This window comes from Yoonia sp. (assembly GCF_046292185.1).
GTDB lineage: Bacteria > Pseudomonadota > Alphaproteobacteria > Rhodobacterales > Rhodobacteraceae > Yoonia.
Genome location: NZ_JBKBQY010000017.1, coordinates 1 through 14,198 on the forward strand (window position 1 = coordinate 1; position 14,198 = coordinate 14,198).

Annotated in this window: 15 protein-coding genes; 4 read left to right on the forward strand and 11 right to left on the reverse strand. The window is 59.3% G+C overall.

Translation table 11 applies throughout. The annotated features are described in order from the left end of the window. Window positions 1-293: 293 nt before the first annotated feature. Both ACK4TM_RS04895 and ACK4TM_RS04900 read left to right on the forward strand, forming a co-directional pair. The gene (locus ACK4TM_RS04895) at window positions 294-947 is read left to right on the forward strand and encodes a YggS family pyridoxal phosphate-dependent enzyme (protein WP_409697605.1); all 654 of its coding nucleotides are present in this window, start codon (window positions 294-296) and stop codon (window positions 945-947) included. Further along, entirely contained in the window at window positions 944-1,588 is a 645-nt protein-coding gene (locus ACK4TM_RS04900; protein WP_409697608.1) for a pseudouridine synthase, read from the forward strand. Before ACK4TM_RS04895 ends, ACK4TM_RS04900 begins: the two co-directional genes overlap by 4 nt. Here the strand turns inward: ACK4TM_RS04900 and ACK4TM_RS04905 are convergent. The 3 genes from ACK4TM_RS04905 to ACK4TM_RS04915 form a co-directional block, all read right to left on the reverse strand. Beyond that, window positions 1,585-2,178 carry an alpha/beta hydrolase gene (locus tag ACK4TM_RS04905; protein WP_409697611.1) on the reverse strand — a complete coding sequence of 198 codons (594 nt, stop codon included), beginning with the start codon at window positions 2,176-2,178 and terminating at the stop codon, window positions 1,585-1,587. The two genes, ACK4TM_RS04900 and ACK4TM_RS04905, sit on opposite strands and share 4 nt — an antisense overlap. A 1-nt stretch (window position 2,179) precedes the next feature. Continuing rightward, window positions 2,180-3,109: a VOC family protein gene (locus tag ACK4TM_RS04910; protein WP_409697614.1), complete on the reverse strand. Its 930-nt coding sequence runs from the start codon at window positions 3,107-3,109 to the stop codon at window positions 2,180-2,182. A 95-nt stretch (window positions 3,110-3,204) separates the two neighbouring features. Continuing rightward, the gene (locus ACK4TM_RS04915; protein ID WP_409697617.1) at window positions 3,205-4,644 is read right to left on the reverse strand and encodes an aldehyde dehydrogenase family protein; all 1,440 of its coding nucleotides are present in this window, start codon (window positions 4,642-4,644) and stop codon (window positions 3,205-3,207) included. A gap of 122 nt (window positions 4,645-4,766) precedes the next feature. Here ACK4TM_RS04915 and ACK4TM_RS04920 point away from each other — a divergent pair, with 122 nt between their 5' ends. Next, window positions 4,767-5,414, forward strand: a complete 648-nt coding sequence (locus ACK4TM_RS04920) for a peroxiredoxin (protein ID WP_409697620.1) — start codon at window positions 4,767-4,769, stop codon at window positions 5,412-5,414. A gap of 53 nt (window positions 5,415-5,467) precedes the next feature. Here ACK4TM_RS04920 and ACK4TM_RS04925 read toward each other — a convergent pair whose 3' ends face one another. Next, on the reverse strand, window positions 5,468-6,061 hold the full coding sequence (locus tag ACK4TM_RS04925; RefSeq protein ID WP_409697623.1) for a hypothetical protein: 594 nt from the start codon (window positions 6,059-6,061) through the stop codon (window positions 5,468-5,470). Window positions 6,062-6,288: 227 nt separating this feature from the next. Further along, window positions 6,289-8,424, reverse strand: a complete 2,136-nt coding sequence (gene pnp / locus ACK4TM_RS04930; protein WP_409697626.1) for a polyribonucleotide nucleotidyltransferase — start codon at window positions 8,422-8,424, stop codon at window positions 6,289-6,291. Between the two features lie 192 nt (window positions 8,425-8,616). Between pnp and ACK4TM_RS04935 the strand changes: the two genes are divergently transcribed. After that, window positions 8,617-9,525 (forward strand): endonuclease/exonuclease/phosphatase family protein, encoded by a 909-nt coding sequence (locus tag ACK4TM_RS04935; protein WP_409697629.1) that lies wholly within the window; start codon window positions 8,617-8,619, stop codon window positions 9,523-9,525. A gap of 29 nt (window positions 9,526-9,554) precedes the next feature. On the opposite strand, the gene ACK4TM_RS04940 is transcribed toward ACK4TM_RS04935, so the two are convergent. The 6 genes from ACK4TM_RS04940 to truB all read right to left on the reverse strand — a co-directional run bounded on the left by ACK4TM_RS04940 (window position 9,555) and on the right by truB (window position 14,091). Continuing rightward, window positions 9,555-10,238 (reverse strand): hypothetical protein, encoded by a 684-nt coding sequence (locus ACK4TM_RS04940; RefSeq protein ID WP_409697632.1) that lies wholly within the window; start codon window positions 10,236-10,238, stop codon window positions 9,555-9,557. 175 nt (window positions 10,239-10,413) lie between these two features. Beyond that, window positions 10,414-10,683: a 30S ribosomal protein S15 gene (rpsO, locus tag ACK4TM_RS04945; RefSeq protein ID WP_409697635.1), complete on the reverse strand. Its 270-nt coding sequence runs from the start codon at window positions 10,681-10,683 to the stop codon at window positions 10,414-10,416. Between the two features lie 133 nt (window positions 10,684-10,816). Further along, complete coding sequence (locus ACK4TM_RS04950; protein ID WP_409697638.1) at window positions 10,817-11,659, reverse strand: calcium-binding protein; 843 nt, start codon at window positions 11,657-11,659, stop codon at window positions 10,817-10,819. Window positions 11,660-11,755: 96 nt separating this feature from the next. After that, complete coding sequence (locus ACK4TM_RS04955; RefSeq protein ID WP_409697641.1) at window positions 11,756-12,643, reverse strand: alpha/beta fold hydrolase; 888 nt, start codon at window positions 12,641-12,643, stop codon at window positions 11,756-11,758. Beyond that, window positions 12,640-13,152, reverse strand: coding sequence for a DUF1643 domain-containing protein (locus ACK4TM_RS04960; protein WP_409697644.1), 513 nt, complete (start codon window positions 13,150-13,152; stop codon window positions 12,640-12,642). Before ACK4TM_RS04960 ends, ACK4TM_RS04955 begins: the two co-directional genes overlap by 4 nt. Window positions 13,153-13,185: 33 nt before the next feature. After that, on the reverse strand, window positions 13,186-14,091 hold the full coding sequence (truB, locus tag ACK4TM_RS04965) for a tRNA pseudouridine(55) synthase TruB (protein WP_409697648.1): 906 nt from the start codon (window positions 14,089-14,091) through the stop codon (window positions 13,186-13,188). Window positions 14,092-14,198: the final 107 nt, after the last annotated feature.

The window sequence follows — 14,198 nt, forward strand, 5'->3', positions numbered from 1 at the left end:
ACTTCAGCAACTGCGGCGCCAGCAAAGGCAACCAGAGCAGTTGTTGTAAGAAGGATGCTTTTCATTGGATAATTCCCTCGTGTTTTTTGCATTCCCAAGAATGCCAGATGTTCTAGCATTGGAGACTAATTGCGCCCTAGCGCCCGCACACTCAAGATAAATGGGCCGGGCATGGGCGTCTTGCTGAAACATGATGCATCAAGGTCACACCCGGTTTTGCCCCATGACATCGCCGGAAATCCTTTGTATTTCATCGTTAATGTTGAATCCCCCCAATTAAAAAAGGACCTTCCATGCCCTTGGTTGACATTCAGGACCGTATCGCCGCCGCTTGTGCCAAAGCGGGCCGCGCCCCGGACGACGTCACCCTGATCGCGGTGTCCAAGGTCCAGCCTGACGCCCGTGTTGCCGCCGTACTGGATCAGGGCCACCGAGTCTTTGGCGAAAACAAGGTGCAGGAGGCGGCGGGCAAATGGCCCCGATTCCGCGAATCCTATGACGGGGTCGCCCTGCACCTGATCGGCCCGTTGCAGACCAACAAGGCGCGGCAGGCGATGGAACTGGCGCAGGCGATCCATACGCTCGACCGCCCCAAGCTGGCCCAGACCATCGCAAGGCTGGCGCAGGAAACGGGGCAATGCCCCGATCTGTTCATTCAGGTGAACACCGGCGAGGAAGAGCAAAAGGCAGGCGTGATGCCCGCCGGTGTCGATGATTTCGTGGCAGAGGCCCGCGCGCTGGACCTGCCCATTGTGGGCCTGATGTGCATTCCCCCGGTGGATGAAGAACCATCGCTGCATTTCGCCCTGCTGGCCAAGATGGCGGCGCGCAACGGCCTGACAGGTCTGTCGATGGGGATGAGCGCGGATTTCGAAAGCGCGATTGCGCTGGGGGCGACGCATATCCGTGTCGGCTCGGCGATATTCGGGGATCGGGTGGCGCCGTGACGGTGTATGATCCGCCGCAAGGCCCGCTGGTGATCCTGCATTCCGATCATCAGGTCCTGTTGGTGGATAAACCCGCCGGGCTGCTGTCGGTGCCGGGCAAGGGGCCGGACTTGACAGATTGCCTGATCGCCCGCGTGCAGGCAGTGTTCCCCGATGCGTTGCTGGTGCATCGACTGGACCGCGACACATCCGGCGTGATGATCTTTGCCATGGCCCCGCATGCGCAGCGCCATCTGGGCCTGCAATTCGAGAACCGACAGACCAAGAAAACCTATGTCGCCCGTGTCTGGGGTGAGATCGCCGAAAAGACCGGCACCGTCGATCTGCCGCTGATCGTGGATTGGCCGAACCGGCCCTTGCAGATGGTCGATCATGAAAATGGCCGTTCTGCCGTGACCGACTGGCGCGTGGTGCGCAAGGGCGGCGGCGAAACCCGTGTGCGGCTGATGCCCAAGACCGGGCGGTCGCATCAATTACGTGTGCATATGCTGGCGCTGGGTCATCCTATATTGGGCGACCCGTTCTATGCCACCGGGCAGGCGCGGGATCATCCGCGCCTGATGCTGCATTCCGAAACGCTGCAATTCCGCCACCCCGACGGTGGCCAGGGGATGCGGATCAGCGCGAAGTGTCCGTTCTAGGACAGGAACTGCTGTACGGCGGCAATCTCGCTTTGTGCGATGCCGTGGCCGCCGCTGTGCCAGTGCATCGTCACATCGGCACCTTGTTCGGTCAGATAGGTGACGAGTTGCTGTGTCAGATCCGGCGGGCAGATCGGATCGTTTTCGCCCGCTGTGATCAACGCACGCCGCCCCTTGAGGCAGCGTTGTGGTGTCGGCGTGAACGGGATCAGCGGATGCATCAGGATCAGGTCATCGACCAGATCACCCTGCATCATCGCGACCGAGGCGAGGATATTGGCCCCATTGGAATAGCCCAGCCCGATCACGCGGGTGGCGTGGGTCTGCGCCACTTCTCCTGCGATGAAATCGGCCATGGCATGGGTCCGCTCGCCCAGATCCTCCATGTCATAGACGCCTTCCGCCGCGCGTTTGAAATAGCGCGCCGCGCCATTTTCCGACACATCCCCACGGGGCGAGGTGACATGCGCGCCGGGGATCAGTTGTTCGGCGAAAGAATGAAACTGATCCTCTGACCCGCCGGTGCCGTGAAAGGTCAGGAACAGCGGTGCGCCCGCTGTCCCGGTCGTGCGTTTAACAATGTAACTCATATCATCCTTCCAATGGTTCCAGCAGGTGTTCCAGCTGCACACGCAGATGTTCATGCTGGCTGGGCAGCTTCAGCGCCTGTCCCAGATGTTCAGTATCTTCGTCACGGGCAAAACCCGGTTCATTCGTCGCGACCTCGAACAGCACGCCACCGGGGGTGCGAAAGTAGATAGCGTAGAAATAATCGCGGTCAATCACCGGGGTCACCTGATATCCGGTGTCCAGCAATGCCTCGCGCACTTCCAACTGCCGCGCACGGTTATCCACAGCAAAGGCGATGTGATGCACGGACCCCGCACCCTGCGCCGCGCGCGGGGCAGAGGAGGTGACTTCGATATCGATCGTGTTGGCGTCATTACCGCCGGGCACGATGAACCGGGTCACGTCGTTTTCGCTGTCCAGCTTTTCATAGCCCATGAAGCCCAGCAATTCTGCGCTGGCATCGCCGTCTTTCAGCCGCATGTCAGCGGAGTGGAAGCCCCGGATCGCGATGCTTTCGGTTACGCCGTTGCCGGTCCATGGGCTGCGGTCATCGTCGCGTTCGACCAGCGCGAACTGATCACCGTCGGGGCCGTTGAACAAGACGCGCTTTTCGCCAAATCGCGTGTCCTGCGACAGGGCGTCGGTGTCGAATGTCGCCAGCCGGTCCAGCCATGCCCCCGACGTTCCGGTAGGAATGCTGAAGGATGTGCGCCCGACTTCACCCGCGCCGGGACGACCGCGCCCGGCATTGGGAAAGGGAAAGTAGGTCATCACTGTGCCTGCCGACCCGGTCTCATCCCCATAGTAAAGGTGGTAAACATCGGGCGCGTCAAAGTTGACCGTCTGTTTCACCCGGCGCAGGCCCAGCACATTTGTGAAAAACGCATTGTTTTCGCGGGCAGAGCTAGCCAGCGATGTGACGTGGTGCAGTCCTTTGATTTGCTTGATCATGGCTTCTCTCCTAATCCATTGGATATTAGATAAAGAAAAACGCCGCGCACTAAATAGCAGCGGGCGCACCTGATTGGTGCGCCCTTGCACATGGGTTATTCAGCAGCCCAGTCAGAGATCGATTTGACCTCCAGAAATTCCTCGATTCCCCAGATGCCACCTTCGCGTGCGCGTCCGGACATCTTGACCCCGCCGAACGGTGCACCATCGCCGCGCGATTTGCCGTTCATCTCGATCATGCCGGCGCGCAGGGCCAGCGCCATGCGGTTGCGTTTGGCACCATCCTGCGACTGAACGTAATTGGTCAGGCCATAGGGTGTGTCATTGGCGATCTTGATCGCGTCTTCTTCATCCTCGAACGGAATGATCGACAGCACGGGGCCGAAGATTTCCTCGCGCGCGATCCGCATCTGGTTGCTCACATCGGCAAAGACGGTAGGGCGGACATAAAAACCACGGTTCATTCCTTCGGGCAGGCCGGGGCCACCGGCGACAAGGCGCGCGCCTTCGTCGATGCCGACCTGGATCATCTTTTGAATCTGGTCCCATTGTTTGCGGTTCACGACCGGGCCGATATGACGGCCCTCTTCCGACGCTGGACCTACGGCGATATTCTGGGCCACTTCGGCTGCGGTCTCGACGGCCTGATCATAGATCGACCGCTCCACCAGCATCCGTGTCGGCGCATTGCAGGACTGGCCCGAATTGTTCATGCAGCTCAGCACGCCGCGTTTCACCGCCTTGTCGTCCGCATCGGCAAAGATCACATTGGCCCCCTTGCCGCCCAGCTCCAGTGTCACCCGCTTCAGCGTTTCCGCAGCGGCCAGAGAGATGGCCTTGCCCGCACGGGTCGACCCGGTAAAGCTGATCATCTGCACATCTTCGTGGCGGGACAATTGGCTACCGACACCCATGCCGTCGCCGTTCACGAGGTTGAAAACACCCGCAGGCACGCCCGCATCATGGATGAATTCGGCAAATAGCAGCGATGACAGTGGGGCCTCTTCGGACGGTTTCAGCACCACGGTGCAACCAGCCAGCAGGGCAGGGATCACCTTGAGCGTGACCTGATTCATTGGCCAGTTCCACGGTGTGATCAGGCCAACAACGCCAATCGGTTCCATCGCGATCATGGCACCGGGGGCGTGGTCGCCCAAGGGCCTGATCCATTCGACCTGATCGAAGGCGTTCAGGAAATCATTCAGATGTTCAGGCAGGCAAGGGGCCTGTGATCTGCGTGCCAGATCAATCGGCGCGCCCATCTCAAGGCTGATCGCCTGCGCCATTTCCTCGGCGCGGGCCTCGTATTGGGCCAGAATGCCTTTGACATAGTCCGCACGTTTCGCCGGATCAGTCGCGGCCCAGGCCGGAAAGGCCGCGTTCGCCGCAGCGACAGCCGCGTCGGTATCGGCATGATCGCCCAAAGAAATGACGGCACAAACTTCCTCGGTCGAGGGGTTGATCACATCGTGATCGCGGGGCTTTGCGGGGGCGACCCATGCGCCGTTGATATAAAAATTGCGATGTTCGATCATGGTATTTCTCCTGCACTTTGGCAAAGGTGTGGCATCTGCCCCGCCACAGCGCAAGCGGCAGTGGCACAAGCGCCTGACCCTTCCTATGTAGGGCAGGTAACCCCGATATGAAGGAGCACCAAATGGGACTGCGTATCAACGACACTATTCCTGATCTGACGGTCGAAACGGATCAGGGCACGCTGGGCCTGCATGACTGGATCGGCGACAGCTGGGCGATCCTGTTTTCCCATCCCAAGGATTTCACGCCCGTCTGCACCACCGAATTCGGCGCTGTCGCGCAATTGGCCGATGAATGGGAAAAGCGTGGCACAAAGGTGATCGGCATCAGCATCGATGGTGTCGAAGACCACAAGAAATGGAAAACCGACATCGAAAGTTTCGCCAAGGCCAAGGCCGGTTTCCCCATTATTGCAGATGCCGATCTGGTCGTCGCCAAAGCCTTTGATATGCTGCCTGCCGACGCCTATCTTCCTGACGGTCGCACGCCAAATGACAGTGCCACAGTGCGGGCGGTGTTCATCATCGGGCCAGATAAAAAGCTGAAACTGTCGATGACCTATCCGATGAACGTGGGCCGCAACTTTGCCGAAGTGCTGCGCGCGCTCGACGGGTTGCAGACAGCGGCGGGCAATGGCGTGGCGACGCCGGCCAACTGGAACGTGGGCGATGACGTGATCATCCCGGCGACGGTCAGCAACGATGACGCCAAGGCGAAGTTTGGTGATTTCACCACTGTGCTGCCCTATCTGCGGACGACCAAGCTGTAACCAGACGAAAAGGCCCCGGACGTGATCCGGGGCCTTTTGCAGAACGGGCTGGGCTAGTAGGAATAGCTGATCGCGAACCCGATATAGGGGAAGACAGGAATATCGGACAGATCATCGTTGGCATCATTAATGCTGGCCCGCACGTCAGGATCGGTTTCATCCGACGAAACTTCCAGCGAGGATACGATCACACCGACGTCGCCGGAAAACGACCAGCCAGTGCCAAACGGATAGCTGAACCCTGTGGTGATCATCGGCGCGATGTCATTCTTGAAGCCGATCTCGCCGTCGTAGACTTCGCCTTCGTCGGTGAAAGTCCCTGTCAGCTCGGTATTGGAAAAGAAGACGCCGCCGGACACGCGCCACGGGTTTCCGAACGGATAGAAATCCGCCAATATCGCGAAGCCTCCCAGCTTGAGTGTGCCGTCCACGCTGAAATCATCTTCGTCGTAGGTGTCGTCGATCTTGACGCCGCCCATGACCATCGCACGCAGGCTCAGGTTCGGCTGAATTTCATATTCCCCATGCAGCGAATAGCCAAAGCTGGTCACACCCAGACCAAATGAGACATCGCTGAGATCCTGAGCTTGCGCAGTGGCAGCAATCGCACTTGCGGCGGCGGCCGCGAAAGTAACCTTTATACTCATTCTATACCCTCACAAAAAACTATGCTGACGCAGCGTCAGGCACGTCTTCAACCTAAGGATATTGTTGTGCGGATGTGTAGTGCGCAGGGTTGTGCCATGACGTTTCACGACGCGATGTCGTTTTCCGACAACACCCCCCAGACAACAACCTTGGAATGCAAACACCCGACCACAAGGGCCGGGTGTGAGTGGGCAGGTCCCGCAGGACCCGCCGCAGATGGCAGGGATTATTCCTCTGCCGCGTCTTCTTTGGCCATTTCCTGACCGGTGGCCTGATCGACCATCTTCATCGCCAGACGGACCTTGCCGCGGTCATCAAAGCCCAGCAGCTTGACCCAGACTTCCTGACCTTCTTTCAACACGTCCGAAGGATGGTTCAGGCGCTTGTTCTCGATCTGGGACACATGGACCAGACCGTCACGCTTGCCAAAGAAGTTCACGAAAGCGCCGAAATCAACCAGTTTGACCACAGTACCTTTGTAGATCTTGTTTTCTTCCGGCTCTGCCACGATCGAATAGATCATGTCATAGGCGCGTTTGATCGCCTCGGCATCGTTGGAGGCCAGCTTGATCACGCCGTCGTCGTTGATATCGACCTTGGCACCCGATGTTTCCACGATCTCGCGGATGACCTTGCCGCCGGACCCGATGACTTCACGGATCTTGTCGACAGGGATCTGCATGGTTTCGATCTTGGGGGCGTGGACGCTGAATTCCTGCGCGCCGGTCAGGGCTTTGCCCATCTCGTTCAGGATGTGCAGACGGCCAGCCTTGGCCTGATCCAACGCCTTGGACATGATTTCAGGCGTGATGCCTGCAATCTTGATATCCATCTGCAAGGATGTGATCCCGTTCTCGGTACCTGCAACCTTGAAATCCATATCGCCAAGGTGGTCTTCGTCACCCAGAATATCGGACAGGATTGCATAAGACCCGTCGTCTTCCATCACCAGACCCATGGCCACACCAGCGACAGGCGCCTTTAGCGGTACACCGGCATCCATCATGGACAACGAACCGCCGCAGACCGACGCCATCGAGGACGAGCCGTTGGATTCCGTAATCTCTGACACGATACGGATCGTGTAAGGGAAATCGGTCGGCGCAGGCAGCACCGCCTGCAACGCACGCCATGCCAGCTTGCCATGACCAATCTCGCGACGGCCGGGGCCTGCGACGCGGCCAACCTCGCCCACCGAATAGGGTGGGAAGTTGTAATGCAGCATGAAATTCGTCTTATACATGCCGGTCAGTGAATCGATCATCTGCTCGTCATCGCCGGTGCCAAGGGTGGTCACGACCAGACCCTGGGTTTCGCCGCGGGTGAACAGCGCCGACCCGTGGGTGCGCGGCAGTATACCGGTTTCCGACACGATCGGGCGGATCTGGTCAAGCGCACGGCCATCAATACGGCGGCCCTGTTTGACCACGTCACCGCGCAACACGGCAGATTCCAACTTTTTCAGCGCGGGGCCAAGGTTGCCATCAGCTTGCTGATCTTCGGTCAGGGCCGCGATGATATCGGCCTTGGCTGCGGAAACGGCGCTTGTGCGTTCCTGCTTGTCGGTGATCGCATAGGCGGCGCGCATCTTGTCTTCGCCTGCGGATTTGACGGCAGCGTAAAGATCGGAATAATCCTCTGACTGGAAATCAAAGGGTTCCTTGGCGCAATTTTCGGCCAGATCGATGATCAGGTCGATCACCGGCTGGATCTGCTCGTGTGCAAAGGTCACGGCACCCAGCATTTCTTCTTCGGTCAGCTCGTAGGCTTCGGATTCGACCATCATCACGGCGTCTTTGGTGCCGGCGACAACCAGATCAAGGCGCTGTTCCGGCTTCATGCGCAGGTTGTGCATGTCGTCGATTTCGGGGTTCAGGATGTATTCGCCATCCACAAAGCCCACGCGACAGGCGGCAATCGGACCCATGAACGGCGCGCCGGAAATCGTCAGCGCGGCGGAGGCTGCGATCATCGCGATCATGTCGGGGTCGTTGACGCCGTCAAAGCTCAGCACGGTACACATGACCAGCACTTCATTCTTGAAGCCGGGGACGAACAATGGGCGGATCGGGCGGTCAATCAGGCGGGATGTCAGCGTCTCTTTTTCGGTAGGACGCGCTTCGCGCTTGAAAAAGCCACCGGGCACTTTGCCGGCGGCATAATATTTTTCCTGGTAATGCACAGTCAGCGGGAAGAAGTCCTGCCCCGGCTTTTGTGCCTTTGCAAAGGTCACGTTGGCCATCACGCTGGTTTCGCCCAGCGTGGCAATGACCGATCCGTCAGCCTGACGGGCAACCTTGCCGGTTTCGAGTGTGAGCGTCTCTTCGCCCCACTGCATTGATTTTTTCACTTCGTTAAACATCATCATGTCCTAGTCGGGCCGCGGCCCATTTTGCGTAGGGGGCGTATTCCCCCTCATCCCTGTATCTTCTTTGTATCGGCGCTGGGATGCGGGCGCCGGGCTTCTCAAAGATGCTTGGGGCTTAACGGATATTGGCCTGTTTGGGAAGAGGGGCTAGGTTTCACCCCAGTTCAATCGCAGATCGGACCGAAAATGTTGAAGAAGATCGCCAAGGGCATCGGCGGCCTGATCATCGTCCTGGTGGCAATCGTCGGTTGCCAGCAAGTGCGCAATTCCGGCAGCGACCCAGTGCCGGATGCCGCGCCAGCCACGCTGCGACTGGCCACTTACAACGTGCATTACATCATTCTGGGGCGCGCAACCGGGCCATGGTCCATCGGGGATTGGGACAGGCGCAAGGGGCCGCTGGATATGGCGTTCAAGGCGGTGGATGCCGATATCATGGCATTTCAGGAAATGGAAAGCTTTGGCGGCAGGTCAGACAGCGACGTGAATCTGACGCTGGATTGGTTGTTGGACAACAACCCCGGTTATGCCGCCGCTGCGACAGGGCCGGTGGACCTGTTTCCGTCAACGCAACCGATCCTTTACCGCAATGGCAGGGTCGAGGTTCTGGATCAAGGCTGGTTCTTCTTTTCCGACACCCCTGATGTGATTTATGCGCGCACCTTCAACGGGTCTTACCCGGCCTTCGCATCCTGGGCGCAGTTCCGCGACCTGACCACTGGCGCGGTGTTTCGGGTGGTCAACCTGCACACCGATTACGCCAGCCTGTCGAACCGCCAGCGATCCATCGCGCTGGTCGCCGAAAGGATCGCGCCATGGGTCGCGGCGGGCGAGGCGTTATTCGTCGCGGGTGATTTCAACGCGCGGCTGGGGTCGCCGATCCAGCAGATATTGGGCGATCTGGGCGTGGAATATGCGCCGGTGCAAGGATCGACCTTCCATTTCAATCGTGGCTTCAACCTGTTCGGCGCCATCGACCATATCGGCTATGTCGGTGGGCCACGCCTTGCTGCTGGGCCTTTCGTGCTGCGCGAAAAGTTCGATGGCGAATGGCCGACGGATCACTATCCGGTGGCGGCGGATTTCACGTTCTGATCCGGGACATTTTTAGCGGCCCGCGCCGGTTAGTCGAGGAACGGTAGATCCGGAGGCAAGTCATCGTAGTCGTCGGTCACATCGGCAGCTTCCAGCGTGCGCCACACATCCTGTGCAAGCTCCGGGAAATGATTGACAGGAACAGGGGTACTGTCTGGTAAGGGGCTGATAAAAAGAAGGTTTGTATAAATGTCGTTGTAGCCAACGTGGATCTTGCAAATTCCGCGAAGTTGGTATGGGTAACTTACCATTTCTGTACATTCAAACATGTGAGACGGCAGCGTCGTCGATCCTCCATCAGGGTCGGGAAGATAAACATACATTGGACGACCGATCATACCGTCAGGACCAAGAAATCTATAGACCCCATAATTGGCTGAACCGATCCGTTCTTCACCTGTAAGTCGGTAAGAATTGGATATTCGCGCAACGCGACCTTCCCAACTAACCAAACTGTTAACGATGAGTCCCGACATCACCTTCACGCTCGACAGTCCCTCGACGCGTTTGGGGTTGTAGAAGAATCGCATAACTCTTCGCTCGGGTGTAGAACTCGGCGGCGCAGGTTGACAAACACGAAGAAGATATGGCCCGACCTGCGTAACAGCACCGTTTGGTTGATAAGTTTCAAGCCCTGGCGTGTATGGTAATCCCTCTGTGCACCAATCTGCACTAGGATCATAAGCCGTTGCCGCATCGTGAGGGTCTGCCATTGCCTGCGGTGCAACCGCCGCTAGGAATGCCGTTGCGAACATAGTCCGTATTGCACGCATGAGGCGCAGCTCTCCCGATCTCATCAACCAATGGATAGCGCCCAACAGAATGCGAACCAATAAAAAACGCCCACCAGATGGCGGGCGTTTTTGCTGTCACAGGCGTTTGCGCGGATTACCGGCGCAGGCCGAGGCGCTGGATCAGGTTCTGATAGCGCGCTTCGTCCTTGGATTTGGTGTAATCCAGCAACTTACGGCGCAAAGCGACCATTTTCAGCAGACCACGGCGACCGTGGTTATCTTTTTTGTGGGTTTTGAAATGCTCTGTCAGCGTCGCGATGCGGCTGGACAGGATCGCAACTTGCACTTCGGGCGAACCGGTGTCGCCTTCTTTGGTTGCGAATTCTTTCATGATCCGTGTTTTGTCTTCGGCAGTAATCGACATCGGGGTCTCCTTGTCTAAGGGGTGAATGGCACAAGCCGGGATGTCGTCCAGCAAGGCCCGTGGAGGTGCCGCCCGGAAAGATTACCGCGCGGATGGCTGCGCATAAGAGGATTCTGCCCAAAAGAAAAGCGATTTATACGCGCAGATAGGTAATCGCCGCCAGATCGGGCTGGGCAAAGTTGGTCAGTTTGGCAATCACTTCCCCATCGGCCAGCAGCAGGGTGCCTTCGTCGGAATGTTGCGTGGTCAGCACCGGCCTTTCGCCGGAATATTCAATTTCGATGATATCTTCGGCTGGATCGAAATCCTCGATATAAACATCCGTGCCGGGACGCAGGTTGAATGTATCAGCCTCGGTCCCCCCGTTGAGCACATCACCCGCGCCGCCCGACAGATAATCATCGCCCGCGCCGCCATTCAGATAATCACGGTCAGAATCGTCACGGTCGATCAGGATATCAGCGCCCGCCCCGCCAAACAGCGTGTCAGCCCCCGCGCCACCAACCAGCAGATCGTTGCCCAGCCCGCCCATCAGGCTGTCATCGCCTGTCCCGCCGAATAACTGGTCATCCCCGTCACCGCCGACCAGCAGATCATCGCCCGGCCCACCATAAAGAACGTCATCGTCGGTATGACCGTAAAGTTCGTCATCGCCATCGCCACCGTAAAGGATGTCATCCCCGCGGCCGCCATGCAGAATATCATCGCCCGCTGCGCCATGGATAATGTCGTCGCCGTCCCCGCCGTGGATATAATCGTCCCCGGCGCCGGTGCGGATCACATCGTCGTCGTCGCCCGCAAAGATCACGGTGTTGTCGTCGCTGATGTCGATCAGATCGGCGAGCGGGGCCTTTTCAGCCTCCGGCCTGTCCGGTTCATCCTCGGGCGTTGTGGGCGTGGCGGCGTTCACGGGCGTGTCGTCGCCCAACAAGGCCGCGCCCAGCGCAAATCCCATCAATCCCAAAATCGCCAACATCGTCGCACCCAACCAAACGTGAATCGTTCCCACATCCGTACTTGGCGGATGATACCATGGGCCGTTCCCGATCCGTTCCGAAAACGTAACGGCTGGTTAATTTGCGCTGAAGTAGGGCAGGAAGCTGTCGATCACGGCCTGCGGGTTTTCCTCCATCGCGAAATGGCCGGATATGCAGGAGGCGTCGCTTAACTGATCGACCCAAGGCTGCCAGAGCGCGGCGGGATTACCCGTCTGCGCCGGAAACCCACCTTGCGCCCAGAGAAAGTGCAACGGCACCGCGATCCTGCGCCCCGCCGCCTTGTCGGTATCGTCCAGCGCCCGGTCAAAACTGGCCCCGGCGCGGTAATCGGCGCACATCGCATGCAGATGCGCGGGATCAGCCGCCTGCGCGCGATAGCTGGCCAGCGCGGTATCGCTGAACACCGCCAGCGATTTGTCCAGGGTCCAGGATTGCAGGGTCCAGTCGATATAACTTGCAGGATCGGCCCCGATCATCCGTTCGGGCAGGGGGGCGGGCTGGGCCAAAAAGGTCCAGTGATAAGCCTTCAGCGCCAGATCGGCAGACCAATTGGCCCAGAAATCGCCAGTCGGGACGATCTCGATAATCCCCAGCCGGATGATCCGGTCGGGGTGGTCCAGAGCAAACCGATAGGCGACGCGCCCGCCGCGGTCATGGCCAAGGATATGCGCCCGTTTCAATCCAAGCTGATCCATCAGCGCCGCGATATCCGCCGCCATCTGCCGTTTGGAATAAGTGCTGTGATCCGCATCATCGGCGGGTGCATCGCTGTCGCCATAGCCGCGCAGGTCGGGGACGATGACGTCGAAATGGTCGGCAAAGGCGGGGGCGACCTTTTCCCAGCAATGATGGTTCTGCGGATAGCCATGCAGCAGGATCAGCGGCGTGCCTTTGCCTGCGCGATGCACCGACAGGGTGACATCACCACAGGTGACAAAAGATTGGATGAAATTGGCGATCATGCGGGGCTCCATATCTCGGGGCGCTGGGAATAGCTGACATAGAGAGGATGTCGCGGATGCCCGTCCTTGGTCAAGCCAAGCGTCAGCAGCGGCGTGCCGGTTCGACGCAACAGATCTGCCACCCAGCGCCCGCGCGCCAGATGTGCGCCATGCGTGCCCCAGGCCGCGATGATCTGGTCGGCCCAAGCGGCGGCGGCGATCAGCGTGGTATCGTTGGCAGGGCCGACAGGGTCCGCGGCACGGCGCATCGCGCGCGGATCGGTGTCGCGCCAGGCAAAGATATTGGTGACCCGAAACGCCCCGAACCCCAATGCGCGGGCGCGCCTTTCGCAGCGTTCGACGGTGGGGTCGTTCTGCAGCTCGGTCGCCTTGGACGGGTTCAGCATGACGAAGGTCAGGCGCTGGCCGCCGCTGTCCCAGATCCGGGTCAGATCATAGCGGTAGTTTTCGCAATCCGAGTATGTCGCGGTAGAGGCCGCCTGATCGCTGATATGCTGACGGATGATCATCGCGCTGACAGGTAAGGTGTATTCACATCCACCTTACGCGACAAACACACGGGTCGGGTGCAGTTCGCCGCCACGATAGCTGCCGATGGCGATGGCCTTGCCGTCATGGCTGGCCCAGACTTCCTCGCCATATTCGACCCCGCTCGCAATCACATTCGCCGGGTTGCCATTGCGCAGCTTTGCCACGCTTTCGGCCGGACAGCGGACCTCGACCAGATCGGCCAGACCCACCTCCAGCGGCAACAGATGCGCATCCAGTTCCGGGGTGCGCGCAATCGCATCCATCTGATCCAGCGTGATCCCGTCCGTTGCCTGAAACGGCCCCGACCAGATCCGGCGCAGCGACCGGACATGGGCCTTGCAGCCCAGCGCCTCGCCGAGATCGCGCGCGATGGACCGGACATAGCCGCCCTTGCCGCAGGTCATTTCCAGCACGACATGATCCGCATCGGGCCGGTCCGCCAGCAGCAATTCCTCGACCCACAAGGGCCGCGCCGCCAGTTCCATTTCCTCACCGGCGCGGGCCTTGGCATAGGCGCGCTGGCCATCGACCTTGACGGCGGAAAACTGCGGCGGGACCTGCATGATATCACCGACGAAGGCAGACAGCGCCGCCTTGACCGTTGCATCGTCAGGGCGCAGATCGCTGGTGGCGATAATTTCACCTTCGGCATCATCGGTATTGGTGGCCTGACCCAGACGGATGGTGAATTCATAGGCCTTCAGCGCATCCGTGATATAGGGGACGGTCTTTGTCGCCTCGCCCAAAGCCACGGCCAGCACGCCTGTTGCCTCTGGATCAAGCGTGCCTGCATGGCCTGCCTTGTTCGCCTCGAACGCCCAACGCACGCGGTTGACCACCGTGGTCGAGGTGATGCCCGCCGGTTTATCCACCACCAGCCAGCCTGAAATATCGCGTCCCTTGCGTCTGCGCGCCATGATCTGCCCCTTCATCTGCTGGCGGCTAGCTATGCGGACGGGCAGCACTGGTCAAGCGGATGCGGATCGCGCAAGGTGGCTGAACCGAAACGATGCAGGATCATCCG